The following is a 17,191-nucleotide window of genomic DNA, read 5'->3' as shown; positions in this document are numbered from 1 at the left end:
TCTCCAGTATCACAGAAATATGCGGGTCAGTTCGCGTCCCCTCAAACCGACCCGCCCCTCACCTTTCAACTCACGAGCCGCTCTTCGGCAGTCCCTGCGGGTTGGTTTTGGCTTCGGTGATTGCTTCCGGTCCAAGATTCCAGGTTTCCAGAACCTTCTGATATGCCCCGCTTGCGATCAAATCATTCAGGACATCGGTCAGCGGCTGGGCAAGGCCACTTCCCTTGCGCGTCGTGACGGCAATTTCAGCCGTAATCGGCCAGCCCCCGCTCACAGTGCCGACCAGCTTCGTCTTGCCGTTAATGCCTGCAGAGTAAGCTTGCGTCGCATTTACGCTGAAAACGGCGTCGGCGCGTCCGCTCTGGACGGCGAGATCCTTGACCGCATCATCATCGTAATACTGCACCTCAACGGCTTTCAGACCGGCAGCTACGTTCTGGCGGTCCCATTCCAGCAGGATTTTTTCCTGATTGGTGCCCGCATCTGTGATGACCTTGAGACCGGCAATATCTTTCGGAGACTTGATCTCGCCGATCTCGCTGTCGGATTTCACATAGAAGCCAAGCTCATCCTTGCGATAGGTGGAGAAATCGAATTTCTCCTTACGTTCTTCCGTCACCGTCACATTCGAAATCACTGCATCGAACTTGCCAGAGGAAAGACCCAGCGGCCAGTCAGCCCATGCGACAGAAACCAGTTCCAGCTGGAGGCCCAGACTATCGGCGATGATCTGCGCCAGATCGACGTCGTAACCGATGACGGTCTTGGAATCCGACGCATAGTCATGCAGTGGCAGATGTCCGCTGGTGCTGATGCCGATAGTCAGAACGCCGTCCTTGACGAACTTGAAGTCCTTGATCTCCTCGACACGCTTGGCGATCTTCTCGACGCGCAGCCGGTTCGGCTGTTCCGGGCTGAGATCGAATTTCCCCTCGCTGCGTGCGGCACCGGAACCAAGCAACCCAATAGCGATAACTCCGGCGGTCCAGTAGCTCGCTTTTCTGATAAATGTCATTTCCCGTCTCCTTGTTGTGTCGGTTCTTCCAGCACCGGTTCAAAGAACCTTGGCCAGAAATTCACGTGTGCGCGGATGCTGCGCGTCGTTGAAAATGCGGGATGGCGGACCGGCCTCTACGATCTGCCCGGCTTCCATAAAGACAACCGTGTCGGCAACTTCACGCGCAAAGCCGGTCTCGTGAGTGACGATCACAAGGGTGGTGCCAGTACGGGCAAGTTCCTTGATAACGTCGAGCACCTCACCGACCAGTTCCGGATCAAGCGCCGAAGTCGGTTCGTCGAACAGGATGACCTTCGGACGAAGCGCCAATGCCCGCGCTATCGCCACGCGCTGCTGCTGTCCTCCGGACAATTGACGCGGATAGGCTTCAACCTTGTCACTGAGGCCGACACGGGCGAGCAGATCGAGCGCCAATCGGACCGCTGCATCCCGCGCAAGACCGCGTACCTGGATCGGCGCTTCGATGATGTTTTCAAGAACCGTCATGTGCGGAAAGAGATTGAAGTTCTGGAACACCATCGCGATATCGGCACGGCGTTTGAGAATGTCCTTTTCCTTCAACTCATAGAGCGTGTCTCCGTCCTGGCGATAACCGACCAGCGCGCCATCAACGGAAATGAAGCCCTCATCCACACGCTCCAGATGATTGATCGAGCGCAGCAGCGTGGACTTACCGGAGCCGGACGGGCCGAGAATTGCCGTCACACTGCCTGCCGGAAGGGACAGTTCCACATGGTTCAGCACCGTGTTCGTGCCGAAGCGCTTGGAAATATCGTGGATATGAATAGGTGCGCCCGCAGACACTGTGCCGACATCGCGGAAACCCGCGACCGGAACCGTCCTGTGCACTTGTCCCGACAACTCCGAGGTCAGCGGCAAGGAGCGCTTGTAGCGATTGAAGAATGCCTGGAATGGCAGGGGAACCGGATTGCGAACCGCACCCTTGGCGAAATATCGCTCAATATAGTACTGCGCCACCGAAAGCACGGTCATGATGACCAGATACCAGACCGTCGCGACCATCAGCAGCGGAATGACTTCCAGATTGCGCCGGTAGATCACCTGAACTGTGTAGAACAGCTCCGGCAAGGCGAGCACGTAGACCATGGAAGTGCCCTTGGCGAGACCGATGATCTCGTTGAAACCCGTCGGAAGGATGGAACGCATGGCCTGTGGCAGAACAATTCGCAAGGCTTGACGGTTGCGCGGCAGGCCAAGCGCGGCAGCAGCTTCATGTTGACCCTGATCGACGGAGAGAATGCCGCCGCGTACGATTTCGGCGAAGAAGGCTGACTGGTTGAGGGTCAGGCCGAGAAAGGCAGCTGCAAACGGTGTCAGCAATTGCACCGTCGGGTAATCGAACAATACGCGATCTGTGAAAGGCACACTCAGCGTGATGTTCGCATAGAGGTAACCGAGATTGTTCAGGATAAGCAGCAATACGATCAGCGGTATGGAACGCAACAACCATATATAACCCCAGGAAAGGCCTGAAAGCAGCGGCGACCTCGATACACGGGCTAAGGCCAGCAGCGTGCCGAGAATGGAACCTGATACAGCCGCGAGTGCTGTCAGCAGCAGCGTCCGCCCGAGGCCGACGAGCACCGGTTCGGCAAAGAACCATTCAGCAAAAACGTTCCAGCCCCACTGCGGATTGGTAAAGATCGAATAGAGCACAAGCCCGATCACGAGGGCCGCGAACACACTACCCACAAAGCGTGCTGGATGCTTTGCCGGAACGATCCTGTAGCGCGAATAGTCCTGCTTGCGCTCCACGGGGCGGGTTGCAATCTGCACGTTTGAGAATTCTGTCGTTACTGCCATCTGGTCATTCCTTGGCCTTCAGCCCTGTGATGATGTTCACTGGCTGGCGATATGTTGTCGGTCCGTGATGTGATGATCGTTGCCGCGCCCGAGCGGAGCGACCAGATGGCCGATCTCCTTTTCAAAAGGCAGCGTCTTGTAAATTTCAGGATCCGCACCTGTGTCGAAAAGCGCCGTATAACCATTGTTCAGATAGAGACCGACGGCTTCAGGCTGACGGAAGCCGGTCGTCAGGTAGATGCGGGAATAGCCCTGTCTTGCTGCCTGTTCTTCCAGTTCCACGAGAAGCTTGCGCGCCAGCCCCTGTCGCCGCAGATCTGACCGCGTCCAGATGCGCTTGAACTCCGCAGTACGCGCATCAAAAGCCTTAAAGGCACCGCCGCCGATGGTTTCACCGTCCCGGATCAACAGCACAAAATTACCGCCGGGTGGCGCAAACGCCTCGGGCGGATAGCGGTTCATTTCTGCCGCCGCACCTTCCGCATTGAAATATGTGCCGTAACGACTGTCATATTCATACAGAAGCTCATCGATGAGCGGCTTCGCACGTGGATCAAGAGAACTGGTGTACAGAAAGATATCGCTCATCATCATCATTACCGTCTGTTTTCGTTGAGAAAGGCTTCGGCAAGCTGCACCCAATAGAGGGCAGCTGGCGCGATGATCTGATCGTTGAAGTTGTATTCGGCGCTGTGCAGCGGCGCGCTGTCGCCGTTACCGACGAAGAGATAGCTGCCGGGCTTTGCCTGCAGCATGAAAGCAAAATCCTCGCTGGCAGTGCGTGGCGCAAATGCGCTGTCTAGAGCGTCATCGCCGAAGGCGTCGACTGCAACCTTGCGGGCGAATGCGGTCTCCTCAACCGGATTGATGACAGAAGGAAAGCCCAACCTATAGTCGACCTCCGCAACGGCACCAAAACTTTCAGCCTGAGCGCGAGCAAGCGCCGGGATGCGTATCTGCAATCCGCGCCGCACCTCTTCGCTGTAGGAACGGATCGTCAGTTGCAGTTCCACCGAACCAGGAATGACGTTCGAAGCTTCACCGCCATGAATGGAACCGACCGTGACAACCGCCATTTCACGTGGATCGACATTGCGCGAAACGATGCTCTGCAAGGCGGTAATGAGAGACGCAGCGGCGACGATAGGGTCGACGGCATTGTGCGGTTCAGCCCCGTGACCACCCTTGCCGACGATCTTGATGACAGCCTTGTCTACAGATGCCATAGCCGGTCCCGCGACAAAGCCGAAACGTCCTGCAGTGACACCCGGCCAGTTGTGCAATCCGAACACCGCATCGGCGGGAAACTGCTCGAAAAGCCCTTCGCTTATCATCTTGCGTGCTCCGGCACCGATTTCTTCTGCCGGTTGGAAAACAAGATCGAGCGTACCGCTGAAATTCCCCGCCTCGGCCAGATATCGCGCAGCCGTAAGCAGGATCGTCGTGTGCCCGTCATGACCGCAAGCGTGCATCACACCTTTGTTTCGGCTGGCATAGGGAAGTCCCGTTGCCTCTTCTATCGGTAGAGCGTCCATATCTGCCCGGATCGCGAGACGGCGCTGACCTTCCCCCCGCACCAAGGTTGCAACCACGCCGGTTCCCGCAACTCCCGTCGTAACGTCATAGCCCCAGGAGGCGAGTTTTGAAGCAATGAGGCGGCTCGTGCGATGCTCGTTGAAGGCAAGCTCCGGATGCTGATGAATGTCATGGCGAAGCGCTATGAATTCATCGAGATGCGCGGCAATGCCTTCTCTCGCGGCATCAAGCCTGTTGCGGGATCGGGAGGTAACATCCATGAAACCGGCTCCTCAGGCCCGTGCGGCCTTGTTTACCGGTTGATCTACCGCCGACGAATAACGGCTTTCGCGAAACGGCAGCCCCAGATGATCGCGCAGCGTTTCACCGCTCAGTTCCGGGTTGAAATAGCCACGCTCTTCCAGAATCGGCAGTACATATTGGATGAAATCATCGAGACCTTCCGCAATGACGGGAAAGCCGAGAATGAAACCATCGGCGGCTTCGCTTTCCACCCAATCGATGAGTTCATTGGCAATGGCCTCCGCCGTTCCAATAAAGGCAGTGCGTGGTGTCGCGACGTCGAGTGCGATCTCGCGTAATGTGGCGCCGGTTTCCCTTGCCGTTTTCTTGATGCGGTCTGTCGTGGCGCGGAAACTGTTCTTGCCGATTTCGCCGAGTTCAGGGAAAGGCTCGTCGAGCGGATAGATGCTGAAATCGTGATGATCGAAGAAGCGACCGAGATAAAGCAGCGCCTCTTCGACCGACACCAGATTACGGATCGCCTGATACTTCGCGTCGGCTTCCTCCTGCGTCCGCCCGACAATCGGGCCAATACCCGGGAAAATTCCCACATCGGAAGAACTGCGCCCCTGCGCAACGGCACTTTGTTTGACCTGTCTGTAGAAAGATCGCACGTCCTCAATCTTGGCACCGTTCGTGAACACTGCATCGGCATGTTTACCGGCAAGCCGGATGCCCGAATCCGACGATCCGGCCTGAAACACCACTGGCTGCCCCTGTCTGGAACGGCTGATATTTAGCGGTCCTTCGACATTGAAAAAGCGCCCTTTGTGATTAATGCGACGTAGCTTGTTTTTATCGACATAGACGCCGTTTTCGCGATCGCGGACGAAGGCATTGTCATCCCAGGAATCCCAGAGTCCTTTGATGACGTCGAGATATTCGTCCGCGATTTCATAGCGTAGTTCGTGTTCCGGATGCGGGCGCCCGTAATTACGGCCTGACCCTTCGAGTGGGGAGGTGACAGCATTCCATCCGGCGCGTCCGCCAGAAATAAGATCCAGCGAAGCGAACTGGCGCGCGATGGTGAAGGGGTCGCTGTAGGACGTCGATACCGTACCTACCAAACCAATTTTTGAGGTGGAAGCAGCGAGTGCCGAAAGGATCGAGATCGGTTCGAAGCGATTGAGGAAATGCGGTATCGACTGTTCATTGACGTAAAGTCCGTCAGCAACAAAGGCAAAGGCGATCCCCGCCGCCTCTGCCTTACGCGCGGCATTGACGAAGAACTCGAAATTGGTGCTTGCATCGACGGGTCCACTTGGATGCTTCCATGCGTTCATATGGCCGCCAGCCCCCTGCAGCATGACGCCAAACGTGATTTGTTTTCGTTCACTCATGTCTTTTCTCCAAGGAAGAGTTCGACGCCATGCGTCCATCTTGCAGTTCCGGTCGCGCTGCATCCGCACCGAGCAGCTAGACGTTTTCCATGGGGAGCAGCGTAAGCACCCGTCGGCCTGCCGATAAGAAAAGTAATTCTATAATTTTTATATACTTTAAAATTGCAATGCAGCATAAAGCGGCACAATACAGAATATGCCATAGAGTCAATTAGATAGCGTGGTTATGACGTCATTCATTCTTGTCAGTGACAAGCTCAAAAGAAAAATCTGACTGAAAAGAGGTGGATTTTGAGACGTCTGTTCCTTGAGGAAGAATGTTTGGTGGCCCACCATTCAAACATGGATACGAGCTATACCTATATCATCATCGCCCTGCTCCCGTTTCTGCTTTGGAGCGCGATTATCTTCGTATTGTCGGAAGCCGACATCCAAGCCGATTGCCGGGACTCCGAGGATATGAATGACGATCGCCCGACCGACGATCAGATGGCCGATATCGTGACCATTCCCTACGGTCTAATTTTCCCGCTTTATTATCATACACCGACCGCATCGCGCGAAATCGGTTAAAACAGCCACTATACTGCGACACTCGGCCAGCCACCGTAAGCTATTAATTCTCTCGATTTCATGCAAAAGCATTCCGGCGAAACATCGGCGGAGTGGTTATGCTTACGAAGAAGGGCAAATACGGTCTGAAGGCTCTGGCTCATCTCGCCGCACTTGAACCGGGAGAAAGTGCGTTCGTCGCCGATATTGCCACCCAGAACAATATCTCCAAGAAATTTCTCGACGCAATCCTGCTGGAATTGCGCAATGACGGCATTCTACGGTCGAAGAAAGGTCCCGGTGGCGGTTATAGCCTTTCCAAGCCTGCGTCGGAAATTACCATTGGTCAGGTCGTCCGTGTTCTCGACGGACCACTGGCACCAATCCGTTGCGCCAGCCGCACAGCGTACGAACCGTGCAACGACTGCGTGGATCATCGCGCCTGTCAAGTACGTCGATCCATGCTGCTGGTGCGCGAAGCAATAGCAGGCGTTCTCGATAGGATGACGCTGGAACAGTTTACCCGCAACGGTGGGTTGGAAGACGACCGCTCTGCGCCCGCTTGGGCGCAGTTAAGCGCCTGATATAGCGTCCAGAAGGCGATAGCCGCCATTGTGATACAGAAGCGGTTCACCGGAACCCGTAACGATTTTCAGAACGCGACCGATCACGATTGCATGTGTATGGCGTTCGATCACGTCTTCCACGGCGCAATCAACGGAAGCCAATGCGCCAGCAAGTGCCAGCGCACCGCTTTCTAGTGCATACCATTCAGCATCCGCGTAACGTTCAACACCCTTGATGCCACCCTTGCCAGCAAAACGATCGGCAATGGACTGATGGCCGGAGGACAGCACATTCACGCAGAAATGGTTATGGCGACTAATCGCCGACCAGACCGATGAACCACGATTGATATTTACGATAATCGTTGGCGGCTCAACCGAAAGCGCTGTGGCTGACGTCACAGTCGCCCCGGTGCGCCCTTCATCGAAACCCGCCGTGACAACACTCACGCCACCTGCAAGCTGTCTCATGGCTGCTTTAAGTTCGCCAGGAGAAACCTCGATATCTTCAGGCTCTTCAACATATTGCGGAATATTCTCGCGGAGATATGTTACCGTTGATCCCATCTCTGTTTATTGCTCCAGATTTATCAATCTGCCATACGGTAGCAGCGCTCGGCAAATTGGCCGAGAATGCCATTTCTATAATCGACTGATTTTGTAGAAAATTAGAACCCGCCTCTAAAACGGAAGTAGATGTGCGGCGGTGTCACTATGTGCCACTGATTAATGCTCGCAGCAGTTACGCTGAAAGACCCAAATTACTTACAATGTTGGTTCATTAGAATCATCTCGAAACATACTCAGAAACAGATCTTGAGATTTGTTTCATGACTTTATTCCAATCGTAAGTGAATTGATCGGAGGGCTAACCTGCCCGAACGACACTGAGTTCCGGTTTCCTTGTGCCAGATGCGGGAAGCAGCCGCCCAAAGTCCGTGAGGATTTGTGCATAATCCTCTGCGTGAAATTCATAGGGCAGCTCCAGGCGGAATTCAGACACAAGCGGCAGAACCGGGTCGACTGCCAGCTTTTCGAGAATTTCTTCCGTCGTCCCGACAATATCAGACAAGAACAGCGTGCGGCGTGGACCATGAAAAAGCCCCGTCCGCTTATCACGTTCAGCCGCAAATTCCGCATAACGACGACGCGCGTCCGGGCTGGCGCCATCTGTAGGCAATATTACACGCCCAAGTGCGACGCGCGGCGCACGTTCATGCGCCCATTCCTGACGGAAACGTTCAATCAATGCTTTCTGCGCAGTCAGAAAACTGTCGGTGTTTTCACCGCTGACAATATTTCCAGTCAAAAGATTAAAGCCGGCTTGTCCCGCCCATTTGGCAGAATTTTGCGAACCCCCGCCATACCACAGGCGTTCGGTCAGCCCTTCCGCAAACGGTCTCAAACGCGGGATTTGGGCACCAGCGGCATTGCCTGCCTCCGTCTTGCCGGACAGTGGCTCTGAACGTAGGGCACGCGCCAGTTTTTCAGCCCGTGAGTGACTGTAATCTGCAATTGGAACGGCATCGACAAAGTCCGCGATCAGATGAGCGAAGGGCGGTTCGCCGACTGAAACACCAACATTCAGCCTGCCATTCGAAAGCAGATCGACCGTCGCCAGATCCTCAGCCAGACGAAACGGATTTTCATAGCCAAGCTGAATAACCGCGGTGCCTAGACCAATCCGTTTCGTCCGCTGCGAAGCTGCTGCGAGAAAGGTGGCCGCGGATGAAATACCGCGCTCCAGATGGCGCTGCCGCACCCATGCACTGTCGTATCCCAGCCGCTCTCCATGCTCGAAAAGCTGCAATGTGTCCTCCAAACCCTGCGCGAGATCATTTTCGCGATGGCTGCCAGGAATGAGGAAGGCAAAATGTCCAATGTGTGAAAGGGGCATGGTTTGTTTCCCTGCTCATGCCGCGGCTTCGCGATAGCTTTGAAGCCGCGCCAGAATGTTTGCTTCCTGCGCCGCCTTGCGCTCCTGCACACGCTGGGTTGCTTCTTCGAAGGAGGCAGATGCTGGATAAAGTGGCGAGGAGATCTGCTGGCCCAATTTGGTGCCAATGTGCTTTTCAAAGGGCAGTGAGCGATATTGCAGAACATCGACGGATGTATCGAAAAGCGGACGATAGCCGAGTGCGATGTAGAGCGCAGTTGCTTCTGGTTGGCGGAAGCCCGTAGACAGATAAGCGCGCGTATAGCCCAGATTGCCCGCACTTTCTTCGAGCGCCAGCACAATGCGGCGCGCCAGCCCCTGCCTGCGCAAATGCGACGCGGTCCAGATACGTTTGAGCTCCACGGTTTCATCGTCGTGGCTCATATAGGCGCCACCGGCAATGGTTTCCCCATCGCGTTGGAGCAACAGGAATCCGCCAAGCGGCGGCGCAAATGCGTCCGTGGGGTAACGCAGAATTTCTGCGCGCACGCCACCGGATCGGTCCAGATCGGCATAACGAAGATCATATTCGTGAGCCAGGCCATCGATAAGGGGCTGCGCTGCCGGATTCAAAAGAGAGGACTGGACAATAATATCAACCATGGAAAGCCTCCGCTGAACAAATGCTGCCCGACTTTGTTGAGTGGGAGCAAAAAGCCGCCATCGAACAGTATCTTCCTTTAACGGTGCCTCTTTGCTTGCACGTTTGCACGGCATGAACGTTTAATGAGCGTGCAAATATTGGAAGATCGTTGCTCGATTAATATTCTACAAAAAACATAGATTACTCCTCATCAAATTGTTGATGAGGATGAAATGCCCTACGCGCTCAGTTTTCTCGATAAAAGTCCCATTCATGACGGCGAAGCAGCTCAAACGGCACTGGCCCGCACGATAAAGCTTGCGCAGAAAGCAGAAACCGCAGGTTTTCATCGCTTCTGGGTGGCTGAACATCACAACTCACCAGAGCTCGCCAGTTCATCACCGGAAGTGTTGATCAGCTTTTTGCTGGCACATACCAAACATATCCGAATTGGTTCAGGCGGCGTTATGCTGCAGCATTACAGCACCTACAAGGTCGCAGAAAATTTCAATCTCCTGTCTTCACTTGCGCCCGGACGTGTCGATCTGGGTGTGGGCAAAGCCCCTGGGGGACTGCCGCTTTCAACCCGTGCCTTGCAGGGCGCCTATGACCCTGATCGGAAACCATCCTTCAATGAGCAACTGATTGAGTTAGATAAATTTCTCGACCAAAGCCCGGAAAATACCGCCGACCGGAGCGGCCTTGCCGCTTATCCGGTTCCGCCACAAAAACCTGAACGTTTCCTGCTGGGTGCGAGCGTCGAAAGTGCTCAGCTTGCCGCACGTCTCAACTGGGACTTCGTCTATGCCGGTCATATTCAAGGTGACCCGACAGCCATAAAGGAAGCCGTTGACGCCTATCAGGCAATCACAAACCGTCCTGCCATTTTAGCTGTCGGCGTAATCGTTGCGGAAAGCGATGCCGAGGCAGAGAGGCTTGCTGTTGATATTCGGCGCTTCCGTGTTGCAGCCGAAGGTTTGCAGCCGGTCAACGTCGGCAGCCACGAACAAGCGCTCGAATATGTAAGGCAGGCAGGCGCCACGCAATACACGATTGAAGAGCGCACGCCACGTGTGATCCGTGGCACGGCCATCCACGTTCACATTGAGCTTCAACGCCTGCACCGTGAGTTTGGCATCGCTGAGTTTATCATCGACTGCCCGGTTTCCGAAGGAAGCCATCGGCTCAAAACGATCGAACTTCTCGCCGAAGCGCGCCCGGCCATAGCGGCATAACTCTGCCACTTTCCCGACACCGGATGGTGGTTACGCATCGGTTGACGCTATGGGAGAATAGGCAGCGAGTTCACCAAAATCTGCTTATTTGCTCATTCATTATCGGGCATGCCGTTCTGCTTGAGTTCGGCAAACTTGATAGCCATCGTTGGGTTACCGCGCGTGAGCCGCTTTACCGTCAGGTCCTCTGCCTTGTCGTTTGCAAGCCGCAAGTTGTTGGCCGACTTGTGAAGCGCTTCCTTCGTTTTCTCCAGATCCTTGATGGCCTCGTCGATGCGTTTGACTGCTTCCTCAAAGCCATCTGAAGCCAGACGCCAGTTGCGCCCGAATGCGGCTTTAAAGTCATCAAGCTGGGATTCGAAGTTTGTTATGTCGACATTTTGCGCCTTCACCAGTGCCAGCTCATTCTTGTAGTGGAGCGAGTTCATCGCCGCATTGCGCAGCAGCGTGATGATCGGGATGAAAAACTGCGGTCGGACGACGTACATTTTCGGATAGCGATGGGATACGTCAATGATCCCGGTGTTGTAGAGCTCATTCTCGGGCTCAAGCAACGAGACCAGAACGGCATATTCACAGCCTTTCGCGCTCCGGTCCTTGTCTAATTCTTTGAGAAAGTCTTCGTTCTTCTTCTTGGTAGCCGTCTCGTCATTTTCGTTCTTCATCTCGAACATGATCGAGACGATTTCAGAACCTGCATCGTCCATGTCGCGGAAGATGAAGTCGCCCTTGCTACCGTTGCGCGCGTCGTTATCCTTCTCAAAATACGCACGGGGGAAAGCCGTCGCACGAATGCGGTCAAACTCGATTGAGCAGTGCTGTTCCAGCGTCTCGCCGATCATTTTTGTCGATAGTTTCGCTTTCATATCCCTCAGACGCTCGATTGCGTCGTTGCGATCCTTCAGCTGCGTTTCGTACTTGTCCCTGAGTGCAGTTTCAGCAAGCTGTTTTTCGAGCGTGATCCGAGCAAGCCCATTCTTCAGTTCGTCACGCTCTTTCTCAACCGTATTGACGGCTTCGGTGACCGCGAGCTTCTGCGAAAGCTCCCCTGCATCGAGCCTGGCCTTCAGGCTCTGGATCTCCGCGTCTTTAGTGGTGGCTGCTTTCTGTAGTTCGGCAATAAGCTTCGCCTCGGCCAGTTTTGATGCAGCCTCCTGCTCCCGTCTTGCTTTCTCAAGCTCATGCAAAAGAGTATCGCGTTGTTTTTCGACAGCACTCAGCGCCTCAGCAACTGCGAGTTTCTGCGCGACTTCACCGGATTCAAGTCTTGCCCTCAGTTCCTGGATTTCAGAATCCTTGGCTGCGGCAGTCTTCTGCAATTCATTGGCAACTTTAGCCTGTGCAAGCTCAACAGCGTTACGCTTGTCCTGATCAGCCAACTCCAAGCGCTCATGCAGCTGCTTCTCGAAATCACTGTCACGCACCTGCTTCAGGATATCGGCATAGCCAGTCTCATCGATCTTGAATGCCTTGTTGCAATGCGGGCAGATGATTTCATGCATGATTATTTCCATTAGCCTTGGCCAGACGCTCTTGGAGAAACTCCGAGAGCTGCTATTGATCCGTCATCTTGTGAACGATCACTGTCTACGCGGTCAAGGTCATTTACGGTTGCTTAACCAGGCCTGCGGTCTAGCGAACCGAAGAACCCGGCTGAAATCAGCCACGCTACAACATGAAGCAGTGCTCGCCGACTGACAGCACAGATGACCGGTTGATGGTCAAACGGCTGTACCAACGAATGGATAGCGCATCCGGCTTGCTTGTAATTTCAGCTATCGGCTTTAAACCAATAAATACGTCGTGGCCTGCGAGTCGAAGCCAACAATACGCTTACCTTCGTCGAAGGCAGTCAGCAGCTGTTCGCGAAGCGACAACCTTGCATTCATTGCCGCCGCCGGATCAACTGCAAGCAGGTGATCGATATCGCCCGGTATTTTCACGCGTCGAGCATCTGCGGGAAACTCAAGTTTCTGGCCTCGAGATCGAGCTTCTACACGCAGATCGTCCAATTGCCAGTCAGCCACGATCCGGTCCGAAGGCAACCCAGAATTGATGCCGACCATAGGGCCGTAATAGTCGATATGATAAGTGGACGATGTGGCCCCGAGGCTCGCAATGTTCAGACTGGCATTGACCGCCCGGATCGGATCATAGGTCCAGCGCACATGCGTAATGCCTCTCGCAAGGCACCAATCGCGCTGGAACCACTTCATCCGCGCGCCAAGTTTCAAGCCTCTTGCTTCCGGGAGAACCGCCAGACGGTGAGAATGCTGAACACCCGGCGTTGCACTTGGGAAACCAAAGATGAAGCCTATCATCTTCCCGCCATCGAACGCTCCGGCGACAAGGCCGCCTTCGTGTTGGATGGCGAGCAATAGGTCTGAGGCATCGACAGGATCGTCGTCTCCCCACACCAGCCGCTGAACAGTCTCCGAATCCTTCATCTCGTCGAGAGAGGCGAGCTCGCGGACCAATATTTCGCTCATGCGACGAAATCCTCGCGATGGCTGGTGACCGTATCGAGAAATGCATGATCCAAGGTCACACCGATACCCGGACCGTTCTTGGGAACGGCCATTCGCCCATTTTCGGCTTCCAGCGGCTCGTTGACAATATCGCGCGGGAAGTAGCGGCTGGCGGACGATGTGTCCCCCGGCTTGGTGAAATTCGGCAGTGCGGACAGGTGAATATTGTGCGCCCGACCAATGCCTGCTTCAAGCATCCCACCGCACCATACAGGCACATCAAAGGCTGCGCAGACATCGTGAATTGCGCGTGATGCACTATGTCCACCGACGCGCCCCACCTTGATATTAATGACACGGCAAGCTCTTGCGACAAGCGCCTTGCGCGCATCCACCGAAGACCGGATGCTCTCATCCAGGCAGATGGCAGTCAGCAGCTTTTCCTGCACATGGACATGATCGGTAATGTCATCGAAAGCCAGCGGCTGTTCGATATAATCGAGTGCGAAAGCATCCATTGCTTTCAGAAGCGGCAAGTCGGAAAGCCGGTAGTCTGTATTGGCATCAACCGTCAGCTTGGCTTCCGGGAAACGCTCGCGCACCGCCTGAATCATTGCGAGATCATGACCGCGCTTGATCTTCAGCTTAACGCGCTTGTAACCGGCATCGAGCGAGGCAGCGACCCGGTCAATCGTCGTTGGAATATCGGCGATGCCAAGGCTGACACCCACGTCGATAGCATCGCGAACGCCACCAAGCGCAACGCTCAATGGTAGGTTCAGTGCTTTTGCCCACAGGTCCCATATCGCCATCTCAACCATGGCCTTGCTCATTCTGTGTCCGCGCCATGGATCGAGAATGGCTGCAAGATCGGCGGGGCCGTTAAAGCGTTTGCCAACAATCTGGGGCAACAGCACATCGCGCAGGAAAGAGAGCGAACCGGAGATGGTCTCCTCCAGATAATCCGGCAACGGATCCATCACGCCTTCGGCATAACCTTCCAGGCCTTCAGCCCGCAAGGTGAGGATCGGTATGATCTTTTCGGTCATTGTTCCGGTGGAAATCACGAAAGGCACGAGCAGCGGCAAACGTATGACCCGTATTTCAGCCGCCTCGATTTTTAACCCGGCGAAGATTGGCGCTGCGTGCATCGGACACTCCATCCGTGAGTACAAATGATCAATCTGGTCCAGGAGTTCCATGGTGACGAAACGTCATCCTAATTGTTCCCCTCGACCGAATTAAATTCCCTGTTCGCTGTCAAAAGTCCAATAGTTTCGTCAGCACTCTTACTGATGCTGATCCGACAGTGTGTCCAGGGGGAAAACCGGACGCCGCAGGCGAGCGTAGATCCGTTTCGACAGGTCCGGTGAGCTCAGACCACCAGCATCGGTAACAATGATCTGTGTTGCAATCGGGCCGAACGCCCCTTTGAAATGCTGCATTGATTTGACCGCCAGAACGGATTTTTCCTTCGGCTCGATGCCGACGATACGGAAAATGTTCTGATCAAGCATCTGCATGCGTTCCGACACGATCATAATATCGATCCCCTCCACACGCAGGCACACAGCTTTTCCGGTCGTTCCAGGCAAACCTGTAAACATCGGCCCCTCAAAGACGAAGGTACCGTCGCTGACCGACATGACACGGCCTGTCACAGTCAAAGGACCGCCACCAACAGATGGATCGGATTTGCCGCCAATCGTCACCGTAACAGTCTCGCCTATCGCCTTGGCTGCAATCTCTGCCACCGCTTCAGGATCGAGAAGAGCGCCTGCGGCGGCATTGGTCACACCCGCCTGAAGCATAGCCGCAATGAGCGCTGTGCAATCGCTATAGGCCCCCGAACCGGGATTGTCGGAGAAATCAGCGACGACAATCGTACCTTCAGCACCCCGAACCTCTTTCAATTGCCGGATACATTCATCGAGAGGCATCGGCTGCGACCACTGATCCTTATAGGCCCAGATTTCATCGCACATCTTGTCCGCGACATCGCAAGCGGTTTGTCGGCTAACGCATTTACGATCGAAGGTCACGATCACACTCGGCCCGGCCGCCCAGACATCAGCATCGGTAAACCCGGCATTGACCGCCACATTCAGGATTCCCGGTTGTTGCATCTCACGGCCTGCACTTTCGAGCAGGCGGCACATCGGACCGTTATCTGTCGTGCGACCATCATCACAACCGAGAAGCATTGGTGGGCGTCCAATGGCCAGCGCAGGTTCGATTTCCCCTTTCATCGCTTGATCCAGCAACGAACAGGCCTCAACTCCGACCTCACTCATATCGATATGAGGATAAGTCCGGAATGAAACGGCGATCTGCGCCAGATCAGCCAGTTCATCAAAAATATTCGCGTGAAGGTCTAGGGTGATGGCGATCGGAACATCGTATCCGACCACGGACCGGATCTCCCGCAGGAACTGGCTGTCGCCATCCTGATCGGTCTCCGTCACCATGGCACCATGCAGGGCAACAAATATGCCGTCAAAAGGTCCGGCTTCCTTCAGCCGCCGCAAGCACTCGCCGGTGATTTCCTGACGCGCAGTTTCAAGCACCGGTCCGTTCGGCTCCGCATGGGCTGCGGTGATATAAACAGGCGTCCAGCCCTTTTCATCCGCGACCTTTATCGCGCCACCGACCTCAGAGCCTGTACCTCGGAAATTGGCTGGAATCTCATCGCCCTTGAAGTAATGCGACGCCCGAAAATCGCTGATGCTCGTGCGATTTTGCGTGAAGGTATTACTTTCATTGATGAGTTCGATGATCGCAACACGATAGGACACGGATCGACCTTTCTTTTGTCGGCGAAGACCACTCTGTGTTGGTCGAAACGAAATGGCTGAGGCCTGACTATGCCACACGCAGTGAGCACCTGATCTGATGTGGTGTCTCAAATCAGGCACTCTGTATGTGAGGGTGGAGCGAACTACTTCGCGAAGATTTCGCTCGCGAATTTCGGCTTTTCCCTGATGTCAAAATCAAAGTACTTGGCACTGATCTTGTCGTAGCTACCGTCCTGGATGATCTCCGCAAGCGCCTTGTTGACGCGCATGCGCAGTTCTTCGTCATCCTTGCGGAATGCCATTCCAGCACCCAGGGTTCCATCTAGAAGGAATTCGTTGCCGACAAATTCGCAGCAATCCGCACCCTTCTTAATCCAGTCGCTGAGCGCGAATTTGGATTCCAGCAAGAGGTCAATGCGGCCGTTCTCGATATCCAGGAAGGCTTCTTCCAGTGTCGGATAGAGCTTCACCTCATTATCCGGGAAAAAGCGCTGCAAAGCATCGACGGCGATGGAGCCTGTCTGGGTGCCTATGACCTTGCCCTTGGCACTTTCAGGCGTCACATCCTTCAGGCCAAGCTCCTTCAAAGCGACAAACCGCATGGTGTTGTAGTAATACGGATCGGAGAAGCTGACCTGCTGCATACGCGATTCAGTAATAGCCATCGAAGAAGCCATGATGTCGAACTTCTTTGACTGAAGCGCCGGAATAATCCCGCTCCACTCGTTGGCGCTCCATACGCAATCAGCTTTCAGTTTTTCACAGATCGCATTGCCGACGTCGATATCAAAGCCTTTGAGCTGCCCGCTCGGGTCCAGATAATTGAAGGGCGCATAGGCACCTTCGGCTCCCATGCGGATTTCCTCAGCATGGGCTGGAAGGGCACCGCATACAGCGACAAGAGCGGCAATAATTCCCATTTTAGCTTGCTTAAGCACGTTTCGTTCTCCTGTTATATGCCCTTACCGGGTTCGTCGCCTGCGCGCGCCGTCATCCATGATCAGGAACAGCAGAGCTCAAACACCCAGGGGCGTTTTTTTGTTTATTGACGATTAT

General features: G+C 54.7%; 16 protein-coding genes. 3 read left to right on the top strand and 13 right to left on the bottom strand.

Annotated elements, in window-relative coordinates; translation table 11 throughout:
* Positions 1-70: 70 nt before the first annotated feature.
* The 5 genes from OHI65_RS04740 to OHI65_RS04715 are packed head-to-tail and all read right to left on the bottom strand — an operon-like array spanning position 71 to position 6,000.
* Positions 71-1,015 (bottom strand): ABC transporter substrate-binding protein, encoded by a 945-nt coding sequence (locus tag OHI65_RS04740; protein WP_094515416.1) that lies wholly within the window; start codon positions 1,013-1,015, stop codon positions 71-73.
* Positions 1,016-1,054: 39 nt separating this feature from the next.
* Entirely contained in the window at positions 1,055-2,842 is a 1,788-nt protein-coding gene (locus OHI65_RS22935; RefSeq protein ID WP_125301061.1) for an amino acid ABC transporter permease/ATP-binding protein, read from the bottom strand.
* Positions 2,843-2,878: 36 nt separating this feature from the next.
* Positions 2,879-3,430 (bottom strand): GNAT family N-acetyltransferase, encoded by a 552-nt coding sequence (locus OHI65_RS04725; RefSeq protein WP_036596283.1) that lies wholly within the window; start codon positions 3,428-3,430, stop codon positions 2,879-2,881.
* Positions 3,431-3,438: 8 nt separating this feature from the next.
* The gene (locus tag OHI65_RS04720; protein WP_264358531.1) at positions 3,439-4,638 is read right to left on the bottom strand and encodes a M20 aminoacylase family protein; all 1,200 of its coding nucleotides are present in this window, start codon (positions 4,636-4,638) and stop codon (positions 3,439-3,441) included.
* A gap of 12 nt (positions 4,639-4,650) precedes the next feature.
* A complete protein-coding gene (locus OHI65_RS04715) occupies positions 4,651-6,000 on the bottom strand; it encodes an LLM class flavin-dependent oxidoreductase (RefSeq protein WP_094515419.1) in 1,350 nt (449 codons plus the stop codon).
* Between the two features lie 324 nt (positions 6,001-6,324).
* On the opposite strand from OHI65_RS04715, the gene OHI65_RS04710 reads away from it, so the two are divergent.
* A complete protein-coding gene (locus OHI65_RS04710; protein WP_010660641.1) occupies positions 6,325-6,573 on the top strand; it encodes a hypothetical protein in 249 nt (82 codons plus the stop codon).
* Positions 6,574-6,671: 98 nt separating this feature from the next.
* Positions 6,672-7,136, top strand: coding sequence for an RrF2 family transcriptional regulator (locus OHI65_RS04705; RefSeq protein WP_012093639.1), 465 nt, complete (start codon positions 6,672-6,674; stop codon positions 7,134-7,136).
* Here OHI65_RS04705 and OHI65_RS04700 read toward each other — a convergent pair.
* The 3 genes from OHI65_RS04700 to OHI65_RS04690 all read right to left on the bottom strand — a co-directional run bounded on the left by OHI65_RS04700 (position 7,125) and on the right by OHI65_RS04690 (position 9,657).
* Positions 7,125-7,685, bottom strand: coding sequence for a flavin reductase family protein (locus tag OHI65_RS04700; protein ID WP_094515420.1), 561 nt, complete (start codon positions 7,683-7,685; stop codon positions 7,125-7,127). The two genes, OHI65_RS04705 and OHI65_RS04700, sit on opposite strands and share 12 nt — an antisense overlap.
* A gap of 301 nt (positions 7,686-7,986) precedes the next feature.
* Positions 7,987-9,015, bottom strand: a complete 1,029-nt coding sequence (locus tag OHI65_RS04695) for an LLM class flavin-dependent oxidoreductase (RefSeq protein WP_125301063.1) — start codon at positions 9,013-9,015, stop codon at positions 7,987-7,989.
* Between the two features lie 15 nt (positions 9,016-9,030).
* Entirely contained in the window at positions 9,031-9,657 is a 627-nt protein-coding gene (locus tag OHI65_RS04690) for a GNAT family N-acetyltransferase (RefSeq protein WP_125301064.1), read from the bottom strand.
* Positions 9,658-9,870: 213 nt separating this feature from the next.
* On the opposite strand from OHI65_RS04690, the gene OHI65_RS04685 reads away from it, so the two are divergent.
* Positions 9,871-10,872: an LLM class flavin-dependent oxidoreductase gene (locus OHI65_RS04685; protein ID WP_125301065.1), complete on the top strand. Its 1,002-nt coding sequence runs from the start codon at positions 9,871-9,873 to the stop codon at positions 10,870-10,872.
* A gap of 92 nt (positions 10,873-10,964) precedes the next feature.
* On the opposite strand, the gene OHI65_RS04680 is transcribed toward OHI65_RS04685, so the two are convergent.
* The 5 genes from OHI65_RS04680 to OHI65_RS04660 form a co-directional block, all read right to left on the bottom strand.
* Positions 10,965-12,374 carry a DUF2130 domain-containing protein gene (locus tag OHI65_RS04680; protein WP_125301066.1) on the bottom strand — a complete coding sequence of 470 codons (1,410 nt, stop codon included), beginning with the start codon at positions 12,372-12,374 and terminating at the stop codon, positions 10,965-10,967.
* Positions 12,375-12,656: 282 nt separating this feature from the next.
* Positions 12,657-13,361, bottom strand: coding sequence for a GNAT family N-acetyltransferase (locus OHI65_RS04675; protein ID WP_125301067.1), 705 nt, complete (start codon positions 13,359-13,361; stop codon positions 12,657-12,659).
* Positions 13,358-14,491: an o-succinylbenzoate synthase gene (menC, locus tag OHI65_RS04670; RefSeq protein WP_125301068.1), complete on the bottom strand. Its 1,134-nt coding sequence runs from the start codon at positions 14,489-14,491 to the stop codon at positions 13,358-13,360. Before menC ends, OHI65_RS04675 begins: the two co-directional genes overlap by 4 nt.
* A 138-nt stretch (positions 14,492-14,629) precedes the next feature.
* A complete protein-coding gene (locus tag OHI65_RS04665) occupies positions 14,630-16,135 on the bottom strand; it encodes a M81 family metallopeptidase (protein WP_125301069.1) in 1,506 nt (501 codons plus the stop codon).
* Between the two features lie 143 nt (positions 16,136-16,278).
* Positions 16,279-17,073, bottom strand: a complete 795-nt coding sequence (locus tag OHI65_RS04660; protein ID WP_012093648.1) for an ABC transporter substrate-binding protein — start codon at positions 17,071-17,073, stop codon at positions 16,279-16,281.
* Between the last annotated feature and the right edge of the window lie 118 nt (positions 17,074-17,191).

It is taken from the genome of Brucella sp. MAB-22, assembly GCF_025908475.1.
Classification (GTDB): domain Bacteria; phylum Pseudomonadota; class Alphaproteobacteria; order Rhizobiales; family Rhizobiaceae; genus Brucella; species Brucella anthropi.
Note: the sequence above shows the minus strand (reverse complement) of the source record. Positions and strands in the feature narration are given on the sequence as shown.

Bases quoted from the DNA above. Each gene is read 5' to 3' on its own strand.
- OHI65_RS04740 (WP_094515416.1), bottom strand. From the start codon at position 1,015: ATGACATTTATCAGAAAAGCGAGCTACTGGACCGCCGGAGTTATCGCT.
- OHI65_RS22935 (WP_125301061.1), bottom strand. From the start codon at position 2,842: ATGGCAGTAACGACAGAATTCTCAAACGTGCAGATTGCAACCCGCCCC.
- OHI65_RS04725 (WP_036596283.1), bottom strand. From the start codon at position 3,430: ATGAGCGATATCTTTCTGTACACCAGTTCTCTTGATCCACGTGCGAAG.
- OHI65_RS04720 (WP_264358531.1), bottom strand. From the start codon at position 4,638: ATGGATGTTACCTCCCGATCCCGCAACAGGCTTGATGCCGCGAGAGAA.
- OHI65_RS04715 (WP_094515419.1), bottom strand. From the start codon at position 6,000: ATGAGTGAACGAAAACAAATCACGTTTGGCGTCATGCTGCAGGGGGCT.
- OHI65_RS04705 (WP_012093639.1), top strand. From the start codon at position 6,672: ATGCTTACGAAGAAGGGCAAATACGGTCTGAAGGCTCTGGCTCATCTC.
- OHI65_RS04700 (WP_094515420.1), bottom strand. From the start codon at position 7,685: ATGGGATCAACGGTAACATATCTCCGCGAGAATATTCCGCAATATGTT.
- OHI65_RS04695 (WP_125301063.1), bottom strand. From the start codon at position 9,015: ATGCCCCTTTCACACATTGGACATTTTGCCTTCCTCATTCCTGGCAGC.
- OHI65_RS04690 (WP_125301064.1), bottom strand. From the start codon at position 9,657: ATGGTTGATATTATTGTCCAGTCCTCTCTTTTGAATCCGGCAGCGCAG.
- OHI65_RS04685 (WP_125301065.1), top strand. From the start codon at position 9,871: ATGCCCTACGCGCTCAGTTTTCTCGATAAAAGTCCCATTCATGACGGC.
- OHI65_RS04680 (WP_125301066.1), bottom strand. From the start codon at position 12,374: ATGCATGAAATCATCTGCCCGCATTGCAACAAGGCATTCAAGATCGAT.
- OHI65_RS04675 (WP_125301067.1), bottom strand. From the start codon at position 13,361: ATGAGCGAAATATTGGTCCGCGAGCTCGCCTCTCTCGACGAGATGAAG.
- menC (WP_125301068.1), bottom strand. From the start codon at position 14,491: ATGCACGCAGCGCCAATCTTCGCCGGGTTAAAAATCGAGGCGGCTGAA.